The organism is Pseudomonas capeferrum, from assembly GCF_000731675.1.
Lineage (GTDB): Bacteria > Pseudomonadota > Gammaproteobacteria > Pseudomonadales > Pseudomonadaceae > Aquipseudomonas > Aquipseudomonas capeferrum.
This window is the reverse complement of the sequence record NZ_JMIT01000001.1, coordinates 96,060-115,731: the sequence shown is the minus strand read 5'-3', so window position 1 is coordinate 115,731 and position 19,672 is coordinate 96,060. Positions and strand designations below refer to the sequence as shown.

The window sequence follows — 19,672 nt, the reverse complement described above, 5'->3', positions numbered from 1 at the left end:
CCCGCCCCCTGACAGAACACTGGAGCCACCATGGAAATTACCGAAGCCACCGCCGCCGCAGCCACTGCCGAAGCCAAACAACTGAACGACAACCAGGTCGAGCTGGACACCCCGATCCAGCGTGGCAAAACCGAAATTGCCGTCATCACGCTGCGCAAGCCCACCGCAGGCGAGCTGCGCGGTATCCACCTGTCCGAGTTGCTGCAGATGGATGTGGCGAGCCTGATCAAGCTGATCCCGCGCATCAGCGAGCTCAATGAGTACGAGGCCGGCCGCCTGGACCCTGCCGACCTGGTCGCTGTGGGCGTGAAAGTGTCCGGTTTTTTGCTGCAGAAGCGGATGAAGACGGACGCGTCCCTCGTTGCGTAGAAGATGCCATGGCCGATGTGGCCGTGGTTTTCCACTGGACGCCGAGCGACATGGACGTGCTCGGCGTGAAGGACCTGATGGACTGGCGCGAGCGGGCGCGGTTGAGGAGTAGCAACAATGGCCAATGACCTGCGCCTAGAAGTGGTGTTGAGCGCGATCAACAAAGCCACCGCACCGCTGCGCCAGATCAGTCAGGGCAGCCAAGAGACCGCCAAAGCCCTCAAGGCTGCCCGGGACAGCCTCAAGGAACTGAACGCCCAGCAGAAGGATGTGAGTGCTTGGCGTTCCCAGCTCACCGAAGCCCGCAAGACCGCCGATGCCCTGAACGCGACCCAGAGCCGCGTCCAGGAGCTGGCCGGCGCGCTGCGTGACCAGGAGCGTGCAGTCCAGCCGCTCCAGGCCAGCTATGACAAGCTCCAGGGCGAAACCTCTGCCCTGAACGATCACCACAAATCCCTCACCGCGCAGCTGAAGCAAACCCGCGAGCAGGCACGAGCGGCCAACCAAGTATGGCAAGAAAACCGCAAGCGCATCAGGGACCTGGGCGAGCAGATCGGCAGGACGAACCAGCCCACAGAGCAACTGCGCAACGAATATGCGGCCCTTGTTACACAGCAGCAGGCTCAACTGACACTGGTGCGTCAGCTCAGTGGTAGCCAGAAGGAACTACAGCAGCAACACCGTGCCAGCGCGGCCGAGGCCCGTGAGCATCGGGAGCGCCTGTCGGCGCTTGGCAACCAACTGCAGGAAGCACGTGCACCGATGCAGGGGCTCAACCAGGAGTTCCGCACCGCCCTGCGCGAGGCGCGGGCCCTGAAATCCCAGCATGCCTCACAAGAGCAGGCACTCCAGGCTCTGCGCGCCAAGCTGTCAGCCGCTGGGATCAGTACCCGCGACCTGGCAAGCCATGAGCGCAAGCTGCGCGACCAGATCAGCGCCACCAACGAAGCCATCAGCGCCCAGGCCAAGCGCATGGACCAGCTGGCGGCCAAGCAGGCGAAGTTGGCCAAGGCCCGCAGCGATTTGGAAAAAGCACAGCGCTTGGGGGCGAGCATGGCCGGTACCGGCGCGGCCGGCCTGGCCACCGGTTATGCCGCAGCACAGCCGGTGAAAGCCGCGATTCAAGCCTTTGCACCCAACGAGGATTCGGCCACACAGCTGAAGGTCTCGATGATGGGCAACAACGGCCAGGTCGCCGAAGACTTCCAGAAGATCACCGACCTGGCCACGCGTCTGGGCGATCGTCTGCCTGGCACCACCGCCGACTTCCAGAACATGATGACCATGTTGCGCCGGCAAGGCCTGAGCGCGCAGAGCATCCTGGGCGGCACCGGCGAAGCGGCCGCCTACCTGGGCGTGCAGTTGAAGATGCCGGTGGAAGAATCGGCTGAGTTCGCGGCGAAGATGCAGGACGCTACACGCACATCTGAAAAAGACATGATGGCGTTGATGGACACCATTCAGCGCGGCTTCTATGCCGGCGTTGACCCAGGCAACATGCTGCAGGGCTTCAGCAAAATCGCGCCGGTGATGGACGTCATCAAGAAAACCGGCATCGAAGCGGCGAAAGAGCTTGGGCCATTGCTGATCATGATGGACCAGGCCGGCATGGAGGGCGGCGCTGCCGGTAACGCCTACCGCAAGATCTTCCAGGCAGGCCTGGACAAGGGCGGTGTCGAGGATGTCAACGACTCCACAGCGTTGAAAAGCCGAGGAATCAAGCTCAACTTTACCAACGACGATGGTAACTTCGCGGGTCTGGAGAACCTCTACAAGCAGATCGAGAAGCTCAAGGTACTCAACGACGAAGATCGTACTGCAACGATCAAGTCGCTGTTCGGCGACGACGCCGAGACCATGGCCGTCCTCAACACCATGATGAACAAGGGCCTGGCCGGATATCAGGAGGTGCAGCAAAAGCTCCAGGACCAGGCCGATTTGCGGACTCGCGTCAACGAGCAACTGGGAACGCTGAGCAACGTCATGGAGGCGGCCGAGGGCAGCTTCACCAATGCCATGGCCGATTTTGGCGCGGCAGTCGCCCCGGAACTCAAGGGGCTGATCCCTACCCTGGGTGAAATGGCAGCCAGCGTCGGCGCCTGGGCCCGGGAGAACCCTGGGCTGGCTGGTGGTCTGGTGAAGATTGTTGCGGCCGTCGCGGTGCTCGCCGCCGGCTTCGGGGCCTTGGCAATCACCATGGCCAGTCTGCTCGGCCCCTTCGCCATGGTGCGCTATGGCATGACGCTGTTCAGCGTGAAGGGCGCCAGTGTGTTGCCGGTGGTCGGGAAGCTGGCCAGTGTGCTCAGCGGTGGACTGTTGACGGCAATTCGGGCTGTCAGCATCGCCTTGTGGGGCTTGGCCATGAACCCTGTAGCGCTGGCCATTGCGGCTGTCGTCGCGGTGCTGGCCGGCGGTGCGTACCTGCTCTATCAAAATTGGGACCAGGTCAAAGCGTATTTCGCCAACTCCTGGACCGAAATTCGCGCGGGCTTCAGTGCTGGCATCGGCGGCATTCTCACCGTTCTGGCCAACTTCAGCCCGATCGGACTGATCTACCAGGCCTTTGCGGGAGTGTTGAACTACCTGGGCATCGAACTGCCGGCCCGCTTCACAGAGTTTGGCAGCATGATCGTCAACGGCCTGGTTAATGGCCTGCTGGCAGGCCTGGGACAGATCAAGAGCGCCATTGGTAATCTCGGCGATTCTGCAATTGGCTGGTTCAAGGAAAAGCTCGGCATCCACAGCCCGTCACGGGTATTTGCCGAGCTGGGTGGCTTCACCACGGAGGGACTGGCTGTCGGCGTCAATGCCGGCGCGAAAGCTCCGCTCGATGCCGTCGCTCGCATGGGGCAAGACCTGACTAAAGCCGGTCAGTTCGACCTGCAGGCCAATGCGCCAGAAGTCGGGGCGAGTAAGGACCTGGTTACGAGCGCAAGCAGCTTAGGCGCGCAGTTGGCCCAGGCCGGGGCGCTGGACAAAAACTTTGCGACACCAGGCATTGATCAGGCGATTCCCGCGAACATTGCCGAGCTGAATAGCCAGTTGGCCAAGGTCGGGCGCCTGGACATCCAAGAAGCGGTGCCACCGGCCGGATCGGGCCAGCAGCGCCCTGCCGAAGTGCTCAGCCTGAGCAAAAAATTGGCCAAGGTTGCACCGCAGGAGGTCCTGGCAGCGGCTCCACAAGTCGACGCCGGCCGACCGGCTGCTGAGGTCATCAGCTTGAGCAAGCAGTTGGCCAACATCGCAGCGCCTGACGTCCAGCCATTGGTGCCACAAGTCGACGCCGGCCGGCCGGCTGCCGAGGTCATCAGCCTGAGCAAGCAGCTGGCCAACATCGCAGCGCCTGACGTCCAGGCATTGGTGCCAAAGGCCGACGCCAGCCGACCAGCTGCCGAAGTCGTCAGCCTGAGCAAGCAGTTGGCCAACATCGCATCGCCTGACATCCGGGCATTGGTGCCACAGATCGACGCCAACCGACCAACTGCCGAGGTCATCAGCCTGGGCAAGCATTTGGCTAACTTGCGCCAACGGGATCTGCAGGCAGTTGCTCCCCAGCTTGGTGCCGGCCAGTCCCTAGCGGCGAACGCAGCCCCAGGTATCACCCTGGACAGCCGGCCTCCTATTGCAGGCGCTGCGCCCAGCATCAGCGACAGCCACGACGTCATCACAATCAACATTCACCCGACACCGGGTATGGACCCACAAGCCATTGCCCGGGCCGTCAGCGCTGAGCTGGACCGCCGTAACCGCGAGAAATCCGCCCGCCAGCGCAGCCGCCTCTCTGACCAGGAGTAACCCGACATGATGCTCGCCCTGGGCATGTTCGTTTTCAGTCTGCACACCTTGGCCTATCAGGAAATGCAGCGACAAACCGATTGGCGTCACGCCGCGAACAACCGTGTCGGAGCGCAGCCAGCACTGCAGTTCCTCGGCCGCGGCGAAGACGCCATTACGCTTCCAGGACTGCTGCTTCCCGAACTGGCGGGTACAACCGTCAGCCTGGATGCCCTGCGCCAGATGGCCGATACGGGCAAGGCCTGGCCGCTGGTTGAAGGTACGGGCCGATTGCTCGGGCTGTGGGTTATCGAAAGTCTGAGCGATAACAGAACAGTTTTCTTCCAGGACGGCGCTGCCCGGCGCATCGATTTCACCATCAAGCTCAAGCGCATCGATGACGGTCGCAGCGACTTGCTCGGCTCCGGTGTAAGCAGCGGCCTGAACATCCTGCGGGGGTTGCTGTGATCGATGCGGCCCTCTCGAAAGTTACCGGCTACCTACGCGATGCCATCGACGGCTTGCAACGCGACGCTGCCTATCCGATACCGGCATTTCGCATCACCGTGGACGGCAACGATATCGCCATGCGGATCGCCTCCCGTCTTATGAGCCTGCATCTGACGGACAACCGGGGGCTTGAAGCGGATCAGCTGAGCATCACGCTGAGCGATCACGACGGGTTGCTCACGATACCGCCCCGGGGCGCAGTGATACGCCTGTGGCTCGGCTGGAGCGACACCGGCCTTATCGACAAGGGGAGCTACATTGTCGATGAAACAGAGCACAGTGGCGCGCCGGATATCCTGAGCATTCGCGCCCGATCGGCGGATCTGCGCAAGGGCCTCAAGACCAAGCGCGAGCGCAGCTGGAGCACCACAACGCTCGGCAAGGTCTTACGCGATGTTGCCTTAGGCAACGGACTTACCGCGAAAATAGCCGGCACATTGGACGGCCAAACGATCCACCAGCTGGACCAGGCCAACGAGTCCGACGCCAACCTGCTAACCCGCCTCGGCGAGGACTTCGATGCCGTGGCCACTGTGAAAGCTGGTTGCCTGGTGTGCATGCCGGCAGGCGGCGGCAAGACAGTCAGCGGCCTGGGCCTGCCACACATCACCCTCACCCGCCGTGACGGCGATCAGCACCGCTTCCTCCAGGCTGATCGCGACAGCTACGACGGTGTACGCGCCTACTTCTACGACGTCAACAGTACGAAAAAGCAGGAAGCCATTGCCGGGGGAGGCGAAAACCTCAAGGACCTTCGACACACTTATAGCGACCGTCAGTCTGCATTGCGGGCCGCCAGGGCCGAGCTGAACCGCCTGCAGCGGGGTAGCGCAACGCTCAGCTATACGCTGGCCAAAGGCCTGCCAAATCTGATCCCCGAACTGACGTACACGCTCCAGGGGGTAAAGGCCGAAATCGACGAAATCATCTGGTACGGCGGCAACGTGCAACACAGCCTGACGGACAGTTCCGGTTACACAGTCAGCCTGGAGCTGGAAAGCAAGTTGCCGGAGGACAGCGTTGATGGCCTTCTCGAGGACGGGGTGAGAGGCAAAATCGAATACACCGGCATCATCGCGTTCTACCGAGACACGGCCACCGGGCAAGAGAAGTCGGTCACGGCCGGCGACCAGACCAGACCGAGACGACTGCGGCATGTGTACGTGAGCGAGAAAAATGCTCGTCGGGCCGCTAATCGTGAATGGCAACGCCTCAGGGAGCCTTGATCAAGACTCTTGAGCGAGTTTATCAATTACTAAGCAACTCATTGAAAGAGACAGGTTAGTGTGAGTTTTCGCCCAGTACCTGCCCCACACCAAATCATCGTCATTATTCATTCCAATATAGGTCCTAACCACTCCATGAAGACTCACAAGTTCATTCACAAGAGTGATTATCGCCGTAGCAGCGTCCTCATGTTTCGGTACAATCAACACAACCCTCGCATTTGAACGCAGCCGAACCGCTTGGAATTCATGATAACCAACCCCATAAAACATTGAGACATGTTGAAGATGCTCAAAGAAAACATCTACATCAAAGCTATCTCCTTTTATTTGCCCCATGAGCACTGCCACAGAATGTTCAAGTGAAGCAAACGTTTCGTAGTCGGGTTCTCCATACCACGCCTCTGCCTTAAAGCCGCTTGCCGGAAACATCTTTACATATAAGCTGCTAGGAAAAATATATGGCTTGACATATCGCTCATCGGAAGCACTTCTCGTGACATGGGCAACCACAAGCTTTTCAAAACTCTCTCTATGCTTCAGATAATTACCAAATCTATTGTTTTTTACAGCCTCGTCATACTGTTTCGAAGCAACTTCAATCTGCATAGCAGCTTCGTTAGAGCGGTGGATTGCGGCCACTAAAGCTGCCAAGGGAAGCGAAGCACCCGCGATAGTTAGAGCAAACTTAAAGTGCTCAAAAAAATTCCGAATACACGTAGAACTTAAACACAGACCACCAAGCTCTGTATTAATTGCAATCAGAACCCCGAGACCCAAGCCCAACAACAACGGGAACGCTATTGAAAATTGGAAAAGCCTTGAGCGCGCCAACGTTTTATGCTTCTTCGAATCCATTTTATTACTTACTCCTCCAGTCCAAAACCCGACATCTAGCCGCGTCGTACAAAATTATCGAACTGCCAGTAAAGCATCGAGAAAACGAACTATGTCTTCTCGTCCTTGATCGTCTAGTTGCCTGAACATTCTAATAACCACTTGCTCAAGCTTGTTGAGCTCGGTCGCTTCATGCGCCTTCGACTGATTGCTTTGCACCTCGTTCTTCATCGACATGTTTCACTCCATTTCACACGTGCGGGCGCCCGGTACCAACCTCGATACCTACCAAAGCACCCGGTGACGGGAGATTTCGGCACGCTCCGGCGTGCCAGGAGCCGACCTATCGATTGAATGCGGCGAGCAGCCGCTCAACAGCAGCTCGATCTTCCGTATCGAGCGAACGGATTTGCCGCAGGATTTCCGCCTCACCAGCTGCGAGTGACGTCTCTGGGGAAGGGAGTCGCTGCCCAGTGATTACGTAAAGGATGTCGACTCCCTGGTGCGCAGCCGCTGCCAAATAGTTTGCATCCGGGCTCCGCTCGCCTTTCTCGTAGTTGTATTGAGTATTTTTTGATGCACCCGCCAGAGCAGCAAACTCGGTCTGATTTAGACCCAAGCGCTCCCGTTCTTCTTTAAGGCGTTCGCCAATTCCCACAAACGTCTCCATAGACGATTGACTTTCCCTCGTTTGAGGGAAATAATCATCACGCCATCACACGAAATCACACGAAACGAGACTATGCCGAACACCTACCCCACCGAGCAAGCATGCCGGGAAGCGCGCGCTCGCCTCGCGCAACAAGGAATTTCAGCGAAAGAGTGGGCTGAGAAGCATGACCTCAACCCCTCCACCGTGTACGCGGTCCTGAACGGCCAGAAAAAGTGCCTCCGGGGTGAAGCGCACCGTGCAGCAGTACTGCTCGGCATAAAACCCGGTCCTGAAAATTAAGCCCCCTGGCTCAAGGAGGAAACCAGAACATGAAGCGACCAGTTCTAGAAACCCTTCGCCAGGTAGTGAGCGCAGTGGTATGCGCCTACCCCGGCGGTCGTGAATGCGCGGCCCCCCGTCTCGGTTACGAACTCAAGCAGTTCGACAACCGCGTCTATGAGAACGCCGGTAGCCGCCCACTGACTTACGACCAGATCCACCTTCTGGAAACCGACGCCGGTACCACGCACCTGCCCGAGTTCATCGCCAAGATGTACGGGGGCATGTTCGTGCCGCTTATCCAGCCCGAAGACCTGGACAACGTCGAGCTCTACCAGCGCTCAGTGCGGGCTGCTGCCAAGCGTGGGGTAGTCGACCAGATCATAGCCAAGTCCCTGGAAGACGGCGTCATCGAGGAAGACGAAGCCAAATTCATCATGGATGCGCACCACCAGTACCTCTCCGCTCGCACGGCCGAGGTGACAGCGACCATCCAGCTGCATACGAAAGGGGATTCGAATTGAGCACCTATAAGCTCGTTTGCCCCCACTGCTCCAGCCGCATGCGCATCCGCACTAGCGAAGGCAAACACATCTTCCTGCGGATCGCTTACCTGCAATGCGCAAATGAGGGTTGCGGCTGGTCCGTACGGGCGCAGTTCGAAATGACCCACGAAATGAGCCCGAGCGGCATGCCAAACCCCACGGTTCGCCTTCCTGTCGCCCCGGTGGCCATGCGCCGCCAAGCAATGCAAACCGCTGCTGCTGACGATCAACCCGACCTGCTGGACCAGTTGGACATGGAGGAAGCCACCGCATGAACGCCATCGCCCTGACCACCAACCCTGAAACCGATTACCGCGCTGCCATGCAGCAGGCCGCCGTGGCCTTCCTGTTCCGCCGGGAGGGCCTACACCTTGCCGGCGACCACCAGGTGCTGGAGAACTGCAGCCGCTTCCTGGCGCAGTCGCTGGAAGTGCCTGCACACCTGGTACAACGCATCGCTGAGCTGGCCGTCGCTGAGTTCGAGAGCAAGACCACTGGGCGCTTGAAGCTCCTGGGCGTATGCCCGACCAGCGGGATTTTCAGGGCACAGCTGATCCTGCTGGACACAACGACCCAGCAGCGGCACCTGGTGCCGGCGCGCTACCTGCCCAGACGTATGCAGCAGACCTGCAACACCTCGAAGTAACCCGAACAACCCCCTTCCCGATGCCGCGTTCTGCGTGGGTAAGGGGAAACTGCATTCAACTGGTGGCCGACATGAGCAAAATCACCATCCAACTGGAGCTAGATGAGCAGCAGGCGCAACGCTACCTGCAATGGCTCAACTCTCAGTTTGACACCACCATGGCCGAAGTCTGGCACTCGGACCGCTACCGCAACGTTCCGGCCGGTAAGCGCGGCTCCAAGGTGCTGAACGACATCCCTTACCTGGTCGGCATTGGCCGGACCTGCCGTGAGCTTCGCAAGCAGCTGGCCGGCAACGGGGAGCGCGCGTAGTGAACCGCAAGCCCATGGAACACGGCCTGCGCGCCGAAGTACTTCGGCGTCTGCAGGATCAGTACGGCCTCAAGCCTATGGCCGGTACTCAGTACCTGCGCAAGGGGACCTGCCCCAACTGCGGCAAAAAAGAGCTGTACTCGCGCCAGGACGAGCCCTGGTTCATCAAGTGCGGTCGAGAGAGCAAATGTGGTGAGCAATGGCACATCAAAGAGTTGTTCGACGATCTGTTCGATGATTACAGCAAGCGCTACCCGGCCACCCAGGAATCTCCTCGAGCATCGGCAAACGCCTATTTGCAGAACGCCCGCGGCTTTGACCTGGACCTCGTCAAAGGCTGGTACACCCAGGAAAACTACTGGGATCGCAATCTCGGGATTGGCAGCGCCACAGTTCGTTTCAACCTGGAGCACGGCGGCTATTGGGAGCGCCTGATCGACCAGCCGCACCGGTTTGGCAAGAAAAAAGCACGTTTTGCGCCCGGCCAATCACCCAAAGGCTACTGGTGGTACCCGCCAACGGTTGATCTGCTGGAAGTGGACGAGTTGTGGATCGTCGAGGGTATTTTCGATGCCATCGGCCTGCTGCATCACGACATAGACGCCGTATCGGCCATGAGTTCGGGCGCATTCCCGTTCGAATCGCTCAAGGCGCTGGCCGAGCTGCGTCGCGGCCATGGCAAGAAACTCCCGCGCCTGGTATGGGCCTTGGACAATGAACCAGCCGCCCATCGCTTCACACGCAAGCATGCAGCACTGGCCCGCGAGCTGGGATTCACCTGCGAAGCAGCCCAGATCCCACAGAATGGCCGAAAGGTGGACTGGAACGACCTGCACCAGCGCTGGAACTTCATCGACGCTGACAAGCGCCAGGAGCGGATTGATCGAGACCTGCGCGAGGCGCGTTATCACGGCAGCTTGTTGCTGGCAGACAGCGCGGCCGAGAAAGGCGTGCTGATGTACGACTGGCGCGAGCGCCAGGAATTTCACTTCTCCTACGAGAACCGCCTCTACTGGTTCAAGATGGATGTGGAGAAGTTCAACAAGGCGCTCCAGCAGCTGGACGAGTCCGAGCGGCAGGAAGACTTGGTCCTGACTGATCGCCAGCGCCGCGACAAGGCGCTTCGCCAGTGCGGCGCGGTGATCGAGATCGCCAACTGCTACCCGCAAGCGTTGTACTTCCAGCGCAACGAGGTGACGGACGAGTCCTGGTACTACTTCCGCGTCGATTTCCCGCACGACGAGCCGAGCGTGCTGAACACCTTCACCGGTGGGCAGGTCACCACTCCCAGCGAATTCAAGAAGCGCCTGGTCGGGATGGCAGCCGGCGCCTACTTCACCGGCAGCGCCTCCCAGCTCGATCGGATCATGCAGCAGCAGCTGTTTGCCCTGAAAACCGTCAAGACCATCGACTATGTCGGCTACAGCAAAGAGTACGGCTGCTATGTGTTCGGCGACCTGGCCGTGCGCGGTGGTGTGCTCGAGCAGGCAAATGCCGAGGACTACTTCGAATTCAAAGGCCTACGCCTCAAGTCGCTGCAGAAGTCGATCAAGCTCGAAATCAACCGGGACATCTCAGCCTACCGCCCCGAGTGGTTCAAGTGGCTGTGGACCTGCTTCAACACCCAGGGCGTGATCGCCCTCGCTTTCTGGTTTGGGTCGTTGTTCGCCGAGCAGATCCGCGCCGAGTTCCAGTCGTTCCCGTTTCTGGAGGTGACCGGCGAGGCCGGCGCCGGTAAGTCCACCCTGCTGATGTTCCTGTGGAAGCTCATGGGGCGCCAAGATGAGGAAGGCGACGACCCTATCAAGATGACCAAGGCGGGCCTGCGTCGCTGGCTGAGCCAAACCTCGGGCATGCCCGTGGTAATGCTCGAGGCCGACCGCAGTGACGCCGAGACAGGCGCAGCCAAGTCCTTTGACTTTGACCAGTTCAAGCCGTTGTTCAACGGCCGCGGCCTGGGCCTGACCGGTGTGAAGAACGGTGGCAACGACACCAACGCCCCGCCCTTCCGCGCAACGCTGGTATTTAGCCAGAACGCCTCAGTCGTTGCGTCTGAGGCCATCCTCACTCGTATCGTCAAGCTGCACTTCGTGCGCCCGGAGGTCACCAGCGACAGCCGTGCGGCCGCTGACAACCTGAACCACCTGCAAGCCAGCGAAGTGAGCCACTTCCTGCTGATGGCAGCCAAGGCTGAGCAGAAGGTCATGGAAACTTTCCGTGCCCAGGTAAAGGTGCATGAGCAGGCACTGCGCGAAAAGCGCGAGATCCGCATCGAGCGGATCATCAAGAACCACGCCCAGATGATGGCCCTGGTAGACGCGCTGCGATCGGTCGTGCCGATGACTGACAGCCAGCACGAAGGCACCCTTCGCGAGCTGCGCGCCATGGCTGTTGGCCGCCAGCTGGCCGTTAACTCTGACCCGAAGGAAGTGGCCGAATTCTGGGAAGTGTTCGACTACCTGGAGTCGCTCAGCGACGAGCCAGTGGTAGACCACAGCAAGAACGCGGAACTGATCGCAGTTCACCTCAACGAGTTCTGCGAACGGGCCGCCGAGCACAAACAGAAGCTCGCCGACGCAACCACCCTGCGCAATTTACTGCGCAACAGCAAATCGCGCCCGTTTGTCGACGCCAACCGCGCAGTCGATAGCGCTGTGCGTGCGGCGTTCAACAGCCGCACCACCAGCGCGAACACACGACCAACCACCGTCAAGTGCTGGACCTTCAAGGCCGGCTGAACATGTCTGGCGCTGCAACGCCAGGCACAACCCCAAGGAGAAACGACATGCAAAAAGCCCAAACCCTCGACCGCAATGTCCTTTTCGATGCCCTGGTGCAGTACCAGGAAGAGCGTCCAGCCATCCGCGAGGCTGGTACCCATGCACTCGCCCGCTTGGTTCCAGTAGCTGTGCGGGATACAGGCCAAAGCCGGGTGATCGGCCGTTTCCTGCTCGGCCTGTACGACGCCACGACCTCCCCCTTCATCCTCACCGACCTACGCAGCATCGATGTCGGCTTGTTCGAAGATTGCCTCGCCGTCCTCCGACTGGACAACACCCCCGAGAAAGAGATCCACGAATACCTGCCGAAGGGCCAAATGATCTTCAACCAATTGCGCGAGTACTGGGGATGAAGTGGCAGGCGAAGCGCAACCAGGACGGCAAGGTCATCCCGCGTTGCTGGGTAAGCGACAGCGGGTACACCGTGGCCGAGTGCCGGCTGCCGCACTCGCGGTACCCGGTGACCCGTCCTGGAGCCTCACTGCCATTCGCCATGGCCGTGAAGAGGTTACCCAGATAATCACGACAGACATGCAGGCCAGCTGCAACTGGTCGGCAGACCTCAAGTAATCAGGAGGCGCCGAGGAGCTGCAACCCCCCGGCGCCGACCAACCCCAAGGAGAAACGACATGCAAGTAGAAACCCCCGAAGTCGGCGCGCAAAAGCCTAACACAGTACGTTACGACACCCTTGTAATCCGTGGAGCCTCTGGCCAGACAGTCCCGCGCGAAGTAGACGGCGGCGAGGTAGTTGCCTGGAGCTTGGGCCACGGCCTAGCGGCCATGGATGCATTGGAAGAGTTCGTGGATGATCTGGCAGACGGCAGCTATCACGGTCTGGCACAGGGAGCCGCCAATGCGCTCAATCTCATGCGCCGACGCCGGGCGACCGGCTGGGATGCCGACGTAATTGCAGAGGAACCGCCCGAGGACTGGAAAAAGGCCGTTTCCCGCGCCGAGGCTACAGCTCGGGAGGTGTTCGGCGAGAACGACGATAACGCCATGCAAGCCATCGATTACATGACTGGTTTGCTGCTGGCTTTCGAACCGCGTTGCAACTCTGGGCAAGGAGACGCTGAATGACCCTCTCTCGCCCACGCTTGGCCAGTCACTCTCTGGACCTTCCTAACCATTGTGACATCTGCAACAAAGCACGCTCGACCAGGACGCATCAGCGCTGCAGCAAGATCCGCCAAGAGCGCAAGTCGGTGGAGTGGGAAACCTACATGGCCAACGTTGAAGCCAAGCGCACCCAGAAGGCACGCCGGCATTGTTAGCAGTTTCGTGTCCAGATAACCGATCTGATGGATAGCTGGCCCAGAAACTACTGAACAATCTCCTAGGTCCAGAAGCGGGCCATCCCTGAAGGCGGCCCATAAACTGGGCCGTCTCTTCGTTTTCGAGTAATAAAATGGCAGCTGGAGTCGAAGTTCGCGGCAACCATGTCCGCGTGTATTTCCGTTACCAGGGCGAGCTGTGCCGGGAAACAATCCCCGGCGACGCCTCACCCGCAAACCTTGCCAACGCCGAGCGTCTTGTAGGATTAATCAATTATGAAATTGAGGCCGGCACGTTCAACTATGCCCGACACTTCCCCGACTCGCCTCGAGTCAAGACCAACACCCTCGGCCATTACATCGACCTGTGGCTAGAGATAAAGGGCAACCAGATGGCAGCGAGCGGCTTCGCCATGTACCGCAGCCGCACCGAGAAGCACATTCGCCCACGCTGGGGCGACCAGCAGGCAGATCGCATCGATCACCTGGACATTCAACACTGGGTGCAAAGCGTGCTGATGCCCAAGCTGCACAACAAGACCGTACGCGAGATCGTCAGCCACCTGCGGCAGATCTTCCAGCTGTACCGCACCCGAAACCGCTTCGCGTTCGACCCAACCGACGGCATCACTATCTCGCTGCCCGACGCTGACGACCCAGACCCGTTCACCCGGGAAGAAATCACTGCGATCCTTGGACAGCAGACTGAGCGGCATCAGGAAATCAACCTGACGGAGTTCATGATCTGGACTGGCCCGCGCGTCAGCGAAGCAATTGCCCTAGCCTGGGAAGACGTCGACCTGGTGGCGGGTACCGTGGAGATTCGTCGCGCGCGGGTGGCCGGTCAGTACAAGGTGACCAAGACCAGACGATCTACCCGCAAGGTCAAACTGCTCGCTCCCGCCCTCCGCGCCCTCAAGGCGCAGGCCAGGTACACGCAGGACCTGCCACCGGAATTGATCGAGGTTGTCGATCGCGACAACCGGACTATGCGAGAGCAGCGCGTGCGGTTCGTCTTCCACAACACTGCCACGGGTGAGCCATACCGCTCCTCTGATGTGCTGCGGCATGGCTGGTGGATCTTGCACCTGGAGAGGGCCGGCGTCCGTCAGCGTGGGCCGAACACCTGCAGACACACGTTCGCCAGCCAGCTGCTGAGCAGCGGCATAGCCACGCCAGAGTGGATTGCAGACCAGATGGGGCACACATCGACGGCGATGATTTTCAAGCACTACGCAAAGTGGATCAGCGAGGACGGGCCGGATGTGGTGGGGTTGTTAAACCAGGCACTCAGGTTGACCTGAACGCAAAAAAAAGGGGCCGCAAGGGCCCCTTTCTTTTGCTGTCATTCCCAAAGTGTTCCCAAAACGCTCCCATTTGCGGGTTAAGCGGTGGCGAACATCAATGAAATCAAGCACTTGTATGGCGGAAGCGTAGAGATTCGAACTCTAGGATAGTTGCCCATCGACGGTTTTCAAGACCGTTGCCTTAAACCACTCGGCCACGCTTCCAGCTCGTTTTGCGGCCGCCATAATACCGTAATGAAACACGCTGTCAAACTCTCTATGTCGCCGGTTGCAGGAGCTCTGATAGACTCCTAGCATCTGAACGTCTGAAACCACAGGTTTACCAAGGAGTGTCGCCATGCGCGAACAGGATTACGCCGTACACCACGGCCAGCAGGTCGAGCAGCAGGAGATCAGCAAGGTCCTGCGCAACACGTACAGCCTGCTGGCACTCACCCTCGCCTTCAGCGGTGTCATGGCCTTCGTTGCCCAGCAGATGCGCGTCGGCTACCCGAATATTTTCGTGGTGCTGATCGGCTTCTACGGGCTGTTCTTCCTCACCAACAAACTGCGTGATTCGGCCTGGGGCATCGTGTCCACCTTTGCCCTCACCGGCTTCATGGGCTTCATCCTCGGCCCTATCCTCAACCGCTACCTGGGTATGGCCGGTGGCGCTGAAGTGGTCAGCTCGGCCTTCGCCATGACCGCGCTGGTGTTCGGTGGTCTGTCGGCCTACGTGCTAATCACCCGCAAGGACATGAGTTTCCTCAGCGGCTTCATCACCGCAGGCTTCTTCGTGCTGCTGGGTGCAGTGGTTGCCAGCTTCTTCTTCCAGATCAGCGGCCTGCAACTGGCGATCAGCGCTGGCTTCGTGCTGTTCTCGTCGGTCTGCATCCTGTTCCAGACCAGCGCGATCATCCATGGCGGTGAGCGTAACTACATCATGGCGACCATCAGCCTGTATGTATCGATCTACAACCTGTTCGTCAGCCTGCTGCAGCTGTTCGGCATCATGGGCCGCGACGACTGATTGCGATTGGTCGAATGCAGTTAAAGGAAAGCCCGCTTCGGCGGGCTTTTTCATGAGCAGAGATTGACCTAAAAGTCAGCTTATTGGGTGAATAGCCACCGATCATGCTGCCATCGTGCTTGCCACTACCCCTGACGCGCCTCAGCCCGTAGAATGCGCTCCTTTTTTCTCCCAGGGCGCCTTTGTGCAATGAGCTCACACGAACACAGCCCAGGCGCATCGGCGCCTGCCAATGAACTGGTGCTTGGCCTTGAGGACAAGCCGCGGCTGCTGATCGGCCTGCTGGCGGCGTTGCAGCATCTGCTTGCGATCATCGTACCAATCGTCACGCCGGGCCTGCTGATCTGCCAGGCGCTTGGCGTTTCGGCACGTGACACCAACCTGATCGTGTCGATGTCGCTGGTGATCTCCGGTATCGCCACCTTCGTCCAGTGCAAGCGCTTCGGGCCGTTCGGTGCGGGGCTGCTGATTGTCCAAGGCACCAGCTTCAACTTCGTCGGGCCGCTGATTGCCGGTGGCGCGTTGATGGTCAAGCAAGGCACGCCGGTTGAAGGCGTGATGGCAGCCATCTTCGGCGTGGTGATTGCGGGCTCCTTCGTGGAAATGGGCGTGTCGCGCATCCTGCCGTTCGTCAAACGTCTGATCACCCCGCTGGTGACCGGCATCGTCGTGCTGATGATCGGCCTGACCCTGATCAAGGTCGGCCTGATCAGCATGGGCGGCGGCTTTGGCGCGATGGCCAATGGCACTTTCGCCAATGGCGAGAACCTGCTGCTGTCGGGTGTGGTGCTGGCGATCATCGTCATCCTCAACCGCATCCCGGTGGTCTGGATGCGCAGCTGCGCCATCGTCATCGCCCTGGCGGTCGGTTATGCACTGGCCGGCTATCTGGGCCGCCTGGACTTCACCGGCATGCACGAGGCCGCGCTATTCCAGGTGCCAACACCTTTGCACTTTGGCCTCAGCTTCTCGTGGGCGCTGTTCATTCCGATGCTGGTGATCTACCTGGTGACGTCGCTGGAAGCCATCGGTGACGTCACGGCTACCAGCAAGGTCTCGCGCCAGCCAGTCGAAGGCCCGGTGTGGATGCAACGGATCAAGGGCGGGGTGCTGGTCAACGGCGCCAACTCGCTGCTGGCTGGCCTGTTCAACACCTTCCCCAGCTCGATCTTTGCCCAGAACAATGGCGTTATCCAGCTGACCGGCATCGCCAGCCGCCACATCGGCATCTGGATCGCTGTCATGCTGGTGCTGCTGGGCTTGTTCCCATCGGTTGCCGGGGTGATCCAGGCGGTACCGGAGCCGGTGCTCGGTGGCGCAGCCATGGTCATGTTCGGCGCGGTAGCGGCCTCGGGCATCAACATTCTGGCCAGCACTCAGCTGGACCGTCGCGCCCTGCTGATCATCGCGGTATCGCTGGCGCTGGGCCTGGGTGTGGCTCAGGTGCCAGAGTTTCTGGCCCACATGCCAGCGGCGATCCGCAATGTGCTGGAGTCCGGCGTCGCTACCGGCGGTATCTGCGCCTTGGTACTGAACTGGTTCCTGCCAGAGAGTAAAGAGCGCGCCTGATCACTCGGCGCCTCAGTTGAAAAGCCCACCCCTTTGCGCAAGGCCACAAGGCCCTTGCATGAGCGGGGATGGGCTTTTTTGCTTTATCATGGCGGCATTCCCTTGCATGAGTTGTCCATGAAATTCGCTATCGCGGTATTTTCCCCGGCCCATGCGCCCTCCTCGCGCCGCGCGCTGCGCTTTGCCGAGGCGGTGCTGGCCGGCGGGCATGAGATTGCCCGGCTGTTCTTCTACCAGGACGGGGTACACAGTGCCTCGGCCAATGTGGTTACCCCTCAGGATGAGCTGGATGTCGCCGCCCAATGGCGCACCTTCATCGACAGCCACCAACTGGACGCTGTGGTGTGCATTGCCGCCGCCCTGCGCCGTGGCGTGCTCGACGAAGCCGAGGCCAGCCGCTATCAACGCCCGGCCGCGAACCTGCCCAAGCCCTGGGAGCTGTCGGGGCTCGGCCAACTGCACGAGGCGGCGCAGAGTGCCGATCGCCTGATCTGCTTCGGAGGCGATTGAAATGGCCAAGTCCTTGTTGATCATCAGCCGCCAGGCCCCCTGGAACGGCCCATCGGCCCGCGAAGCGCTGGACATCGCATTGGCCGGGGGCGCGTTCGACCTGCCGCTGGGCATGCTGTTCCTCGATGACGGTGTGTTCCAGCTTGCCCCAGGCCAGCAGCCCACCGCCCTGCAACAGAAAAACCTTGGCGCCAACCTGCAGGCCTTGCCGATGTTCGGCGTAGAAGCACTGTTCGCCTGCAGCCACAGCTTGCGCCAGCGCGGCCTGGCAGCCGACACCCTGGAACTGCCCGTACAAGTGCTGGACGACGCGGCCCTGGCTGCATTGATCGCCCGTTTCGACCAGGTGGTAACGCTCTGATGACGACCCTGCATGTAATTGCCCATTCGCCCTTTGGCGACAACCGGCTGGCCAGCTGCCTGCGCCTGCTAGGTGCCGACGATGCACTGCTGCTGTGTGGCGATGCGGTCTATGCACTGCACGCCGGCAGCGAACCACAGCGCCTGTTGCAGGGCGCAAACCTCAGCCAGCGCCTGTTCGCCCTCGACGAAGACCTACAAGCCCGCGCAGTTGCCAACCACCTGGCCACGCCCGTGGACTACGCCGCATTCGTCCAGCTGTCACTGCATTACGACAAGGTCAACAGCTGGTTATGAGTACCCTCAATGTTGGTGATCAGCCGATTGCCTTGGACAAAGACGGTTTTCTGGTCGACCTGCAAGACTGGTCACCGGCCGTTGCCAATGCCCTCGCCGCACGCGAAGGCATCCCGTTGACCGAGGACCACTGGGCAATCCTCGAACTGCTGCGCCAGTTCTACCAGGAATTCCAGCTCTCCCCGGCCACACGCCCACTGATCAAGTACACCGCCCTCAAGCTGGGGCCCGAAAAGGGCAACAGCGCGCACCTGAACCGCCTGTTCAACGGCACTCCCGCCAAACTTGCCGCCAAGCTGGCGGGCCTGCCCAAGCCGACCAACTGCATATGATCGAACCACGCCCGCTCACCCTGCAAACCCCCGCCGAACACCCGTTCGCCGAATTCGTGCGCATACTTGGCAAAGGCAAGCGCGGCGCGCGCGGCCTGACCCGCGAGGAAGCCCATGCAGCAATGACCTTGCTGTTGGAGGACAAGGTCGAAGACGCTCAACTGGGTGCCTTCCTGATGCTGCTACGCCACAAGGAAGAAAGCGCCGAGGAACTGGCCGGCTTCACCGAGGCCCTGCGCGCGCACCTGCAGGCCCCGCACATCGCCGTGGACCTGGACTGGCCCACCTATGCCGGCAAGAAACGTCACCTGCCCTGGTACCTGCTGGCCGCCAAGTGCCTGGCCAACAACGGCGTGCGTATCCTGATGCATGGTGGCGGTGCCCATACCGCCGGGCGCATGTACACCGAACAACTGCTTGCACTGCTGCATATCCCACTGTGCCGTGACTGGTCGGCAGTCGGTACCGCGCTCGACCAGCAGCGCCTGGCGTTCTTCCCGCTGCAGGACTGGGCGCCGCAGTTGCAACGCATGATTGATCTGCGCAACACCCTGGGCCTGCGGTCGCCGATTCATTCGCTGGCACGGGTACTCAACCCGCTGGGCGCACGCTGCGGCCTGCAGAGCATCTTCCACCCGGGCTACCAGGCGGTGCACCGCGAAGCCAGCCGCCTGCTCGGCGACCACGCCGTGGTGATCAAGGGCGACGGCGGCGAAATCGAAGTCAACCCCGACGTCATCAGCCACCTCTACGGCACCACCGCTGGCGAGGCCTGGGATGAAGAGTGGCCAGCCCTGAGCGAACGGCGTCACGTCAAACCGCCTAGCCTGCAACCGCAGCAGCTGCTTGCCGTGTGGCAAGGTGATGCCGAGGACAGTTACGGCGAAATGGCGGTGGTCGCCACCATGGCTTTGGCCCTGCGCGGCCTTGGCCAGCATCGTGAAGACGCCTTCGCCACCGCGCGCCGTTACTGGAGCGAACGCAACACATCGATTTAATCGATCAAAGACCCCGAGTCTTTGCGCTATTTGTTCGAACGATATTCCCTAGACTGGGCTCCAACGACAAACAACTTTGTTCCAA

General features: G+C 60.4%; 25 protein-coding genes and 1 tRNA gene. 22 read left to right on the top strand and 4 right to left on the bottom strand.

Annotation, left to right across the window (positions count from 1 at the left end; all coding sequences use genetic code 11):
• Positions 1-30: 30 nt before the first annotated feature.
• From PC358_RS00500 to PC358_RS00480, 5 genes are read left to right on the top strand one after another with little or no spacing between them, the layout of a single operon-like run.
• Complete coding sequence (locus PC358_RS00500; RefSeq protein WP_033696770.1) at positions 31-369, top strand: phage tail assembly protein; 339 nt, start codon at positions 31-33, stop codon at positions 367-369.
• An 8-nt stretch (positions 370-377) separates the two neighbouring features.
• Complete coding sequence (locus tag PC358_RS26735) at positions 378-497, top strand: GpE family phage tail protein (RefSeq protein ID WP_033696769.1); 120 nt, start codon at positions 378-380, stop codon at positions 495-497.
• On the top strand, positions 487-4,164 hold the full coding sequence (locus PC358_RS00490) for a phage tail tape measure protein (RefSeq protein ID WP_244884615.1): 3,678 nt from the start codon (positions 487-489) through the stop codon (positions 4,162-4,164). Before PC358_RS26735 ends, PC358_RS00490 begins: the two co-directional genes overlap by 11 nt.
• Positions 4,165-4,170: 6 nt before the next feature.
• On the top strand, positions 4,171-4,611 hold the full coding sequence (locus PC358_RS00485) for a phage tail protein (RefSeq protein ID WP_033696768.1): 441 nt from the start codon (positions 4,171-4,173) through the stop codon (positions 4,609-4,611).
• A complete protein-coding gene (locus tag PC358_RS00480) occupies positions 4,608-5,879 on the top strand; it encodes a phage late control D family protein (RefSeq protein ID WP_033696767.1) in 1,272 nt (423 codons plus the stop codon). The genes PC358_RS00485 and PC358_RS00480 overlap by 4 nt, the downstream gene beginning before the upstream one ends.
• On the opposite strand, the gene PC358_RS00475 is transcribed toward PC358_RS00480, so the two are convergent.
• The 3 genes from PC358_RS00475 to PC358_RS00470 all read right to left on the bottom strand — a co-directional run bounded on the left by PC358_RS00475 (position 5,880) and on the right by PC358_RS00470 (position 7,374).
• Positions 5,880-6,737, bottom strand: coding sequence for a hypothetical protein (locus PC358_RS00475; RefSeq protein WP_033696765.1), 858 nt, complete (start codon positions 6,735-6,737; stop codon positions 5,880-5,882).
• Between the two features lie 54 nt (positions 6,738-6,791).
• Positions 6,792-6,953 (bottom strand): hypothetical protein, encoded by a 162-nt coding sequence (locus PC358_RS27640; RefSeq protein WP_156056725.1) that lies wholly within the window; start codon positions 6,951-6,953, stop codon positions 6,792-6,794.
• 106 nt (positions 6,954-7,059) lie between these two features.
• Complete coding sequence (locus PC358_RS00470; RefSeq protein ID WP_033699926.1) at positions 7,060-7,374, bottom strand: helix-turn-helix domain-containing protein; 315 nt, start codon at positions 7,372-7,374, stop codon at positions 7,060-7,062.
• A gap of 84 nt (positions 7,375-7,458) precedes the next feature.
• Between PC358_RS00470 and PC358_RS26730 the strand changes: the two genes are divergently transcribed.
• From PC358_RS26730 to PC358_RS00425, 10 genes are all read left to right on the top strand, one after another.
• Complete coding sequence (locus tag PC358_RS26730) at positions 7,459-7,668, top strand: DNA-binding protein (RefSeq protein ID WP_061551190.1); 210 nt, start codon at positions 7,459-7,461, stop codon at positions 7,666-7,668.
• A 29-nt stretch (positions 7,669-7,697) separates the two neighbouring features.
• A complete protein-coding gene (locus PC358_RS00465; protein ID WP_025339750.1) occupies positions 7,698-8,171 on the top strand; it encodes a YmfL family putative regulatory protein in 474 nt (157 codons plus the stop codon).
• A complete protein-coding gene (locus PC358_RS00460; RefSeq protein ID WP_015270950.1) occupies positions 8,168-8,467 on the top strand; it encodes an Ogr/Delta-like zinc finger protein in 300 nt (99 codons plus the stop codon). The genes PC358_RS00465 and PC358_RS00460 overlap by 4 nt, the downstream gene beginning before the upstream one ends.
• Positions 8,464-8,838, top strand: coding sequence for a hypothetical protein (locus tag PC358_RS00455; protein WP_033696763.1), 375 nt, complete (start codon positions 8,464-8,466; stop codon positions 8,836-8,838). Before PC358_RS00460 ends, PC358_RS00455 begins: the two co-directional genes overlap by 4 nt.
• A 71-nt stretch (positions 8,839-8,909) precedes the next feature.
• The gene (locus tag PC358_RS00450) at positions 8,910-9,149 is read left to right on the top strand and encodes a hypothetical protein (RefSeq protein WP_033696762.1); all 240 of its coding nucleotides are present in this window, start codon (positions 8,910-8,912) and stop codon (positions 9,147-9,149) included.
• Between the two features lie 14 nt (positions 9,150-9,163).
• Positions 9,164-11,887 carry a toprim domain-containing protein gene (locus tag PC358_RS00445; protein WP_033699925.1) on the top strand — a complete coding sequence of 908 codons (2,724 nt, stop codon included), beginning with the start codon at positions 9,164-9,166 and terminating at the stop codon, positions 11,885-11,887.
• Between the two features lie 47 nt (positions 11,888-11,934).
• Positions 11,935-12,282: a DUF7673 family protein gene (locus PC358_RS00440; RefSeq protein WP_050506015.1), complete on the top strand. Its 348-nt coding sequence runs from the start codon at positions 11,935-11,937 to the stop codon at positions 12,280-12,282.
• A 276-nt stretch (positions 12,283-12,558) separates the two neighbouring features.
• Positions 12,559-13,011 carry a hypothetical protein gene (locus tag PC358_RS00435; RefSeq protein ID WP_033696761.1) on the top strand — a complete coding sequence of 151 codons (453 nt, stop codon included), beginning with the start codon at positions 12,559-12,561 and terminating at the stop codon, positions 13,009-13,011.
• Entirely contained in the window at positions 13,008-13,205 is a 198-nt protein-coding gene (locus tag PC358_RS00430) for a hypothetical protein (RefSeq protein ID WP_033696759.1), read from the top strand. The genes PC358_RS00435 and PC358_RS00430 overlap by 4 nt, the downstream gene beginning before the upstream one ends.
• Positions 13,206-13,339: 134 nt before the next feature.
• The gene (locus tag PC358_RS00425) at positions 13,340-14,509 is read left to right on the top strand and encodes a site-specific integrase (protein ID WP_033696757.1); all 1,170 of its coding nucleotides are present in this window, start codon (positions 13,340-13,342) and stop codon (positions 14,507-14,509) included.
• 119 nt (positions 14,510-14,628) lie between these two features.
• Here PC358_RS00425 and PC358_RS00420 read toward each other — a convergent pair.
• Positions 14,629-14,716, bottom strand: a tRNA-Ser gene (locus tag PC358_RS00420).
• A gap of 133 nt (positions 14,717-14,849) precedes the next feature.
• Here PC358_RS00420 and PC358_RS00415 point away from each other — a divergent pair.
• The 7 genes from PC358_RS00415 to PC358_RS00385 all read left to right on the top strand — a co-directional run bounded on the left by PC358_RS00415 (position 14,850) and on the right by PC358_RS00385 (position 19,587).
• The gene (locus PC358_RS00415; RefSeq protein ID WP_033696755.1) at positions 14,850-15,521 is read left to right on the top strand and encodes a Bax inhibitor-1/YccA family protein; all 672 of its coding nucleotides are present in this window, start codon (positions 14,850-14,852) and stop codon (positions 15,519-15,521) included.
• A 189-nt stretch (positions 15,522-15,710) separates the two neighbouring features.
• Positions 15,711-17,090 carry a nucleobase:cation symporter-2 family protein gene (locus PC358_RS00410; protein WP_033696754.1) on the top strand — a complete coding sequence of 460 codons (1,380 nt, stop codon included), beginning with the start codon at positions 15,711-15,713 and terminating at the stop codon, positions 17,088-17,090.
• Positions 17,091-17,207: 117 nt separating this feature from the next.
• Positions 17,208-17,600: a sulfurtransferase complex subunit TusD gene (gene tusD / locus PC358_RS00405; protein ID WP_033696753.1), complete on the top strand. Its 393-nt coding sequence runs from the start codon at positions 17,208-17,210 to the stop codon at positions 17,598-17,600.
• Position 17,601: 1 nt separating this feature from the next.
• The gene (gene tusC / locus PC358_RS00400) at positions 17,602-17,961 is read left to right on the top strand and encodes a sulfurtransferase complex subunit TusC (protein WP_033696752.1); all 360 of its coding nucleotides are present in this window, start codon (positions 17,602-17,604) and stop codon (positions 17,959-17,961) included.
• Positions 17,961-18,257: a sulfurtransferase complex subunit TusB gene (gene tusB / locus PC358_RS00395; RefSeq protein WP_033696751.1), complete on the top strand. Its 297-nt coding sequence runs from the start codon at positions 17,961-17,963 to the stop codon at positions 18,255-18,257. The genes tusC and tusB overlap by 1 nt, the downstream gene beginning before the upstream one ends.
• The gene (locus PC358_RS00390; protein WP_033696748.1) at positions 18,254-18,589 is read left to right on the top strand and encodes a TusE/DsrC/DsvC family sulfur relay protein; all 336 of its coding nucleotides are present in this window, start codon (positions 18,254-18,256) and stop codon (positions 18,587-18,589) included. Before tusB ends, PC358_RS00390 begins: the two co-directional genes overlap by 4 nt.
• On the top strand, positions 18,586-19,587 hold the full coding sequence (locus PC358_RS00385; protein WP_033696747.1) for a glycosyl transferase family protein: 1,002 nt from the start codon (positions 18,586-18,588) through the stop codon (positions 19,585-19,587). Before PC358_RS00390 ends, PC358_RS00385 begins: the two co-directional genes overlap by 4 nt.
• Positions 19,588-19,672 lie beyond the last annotated feature (85 nt).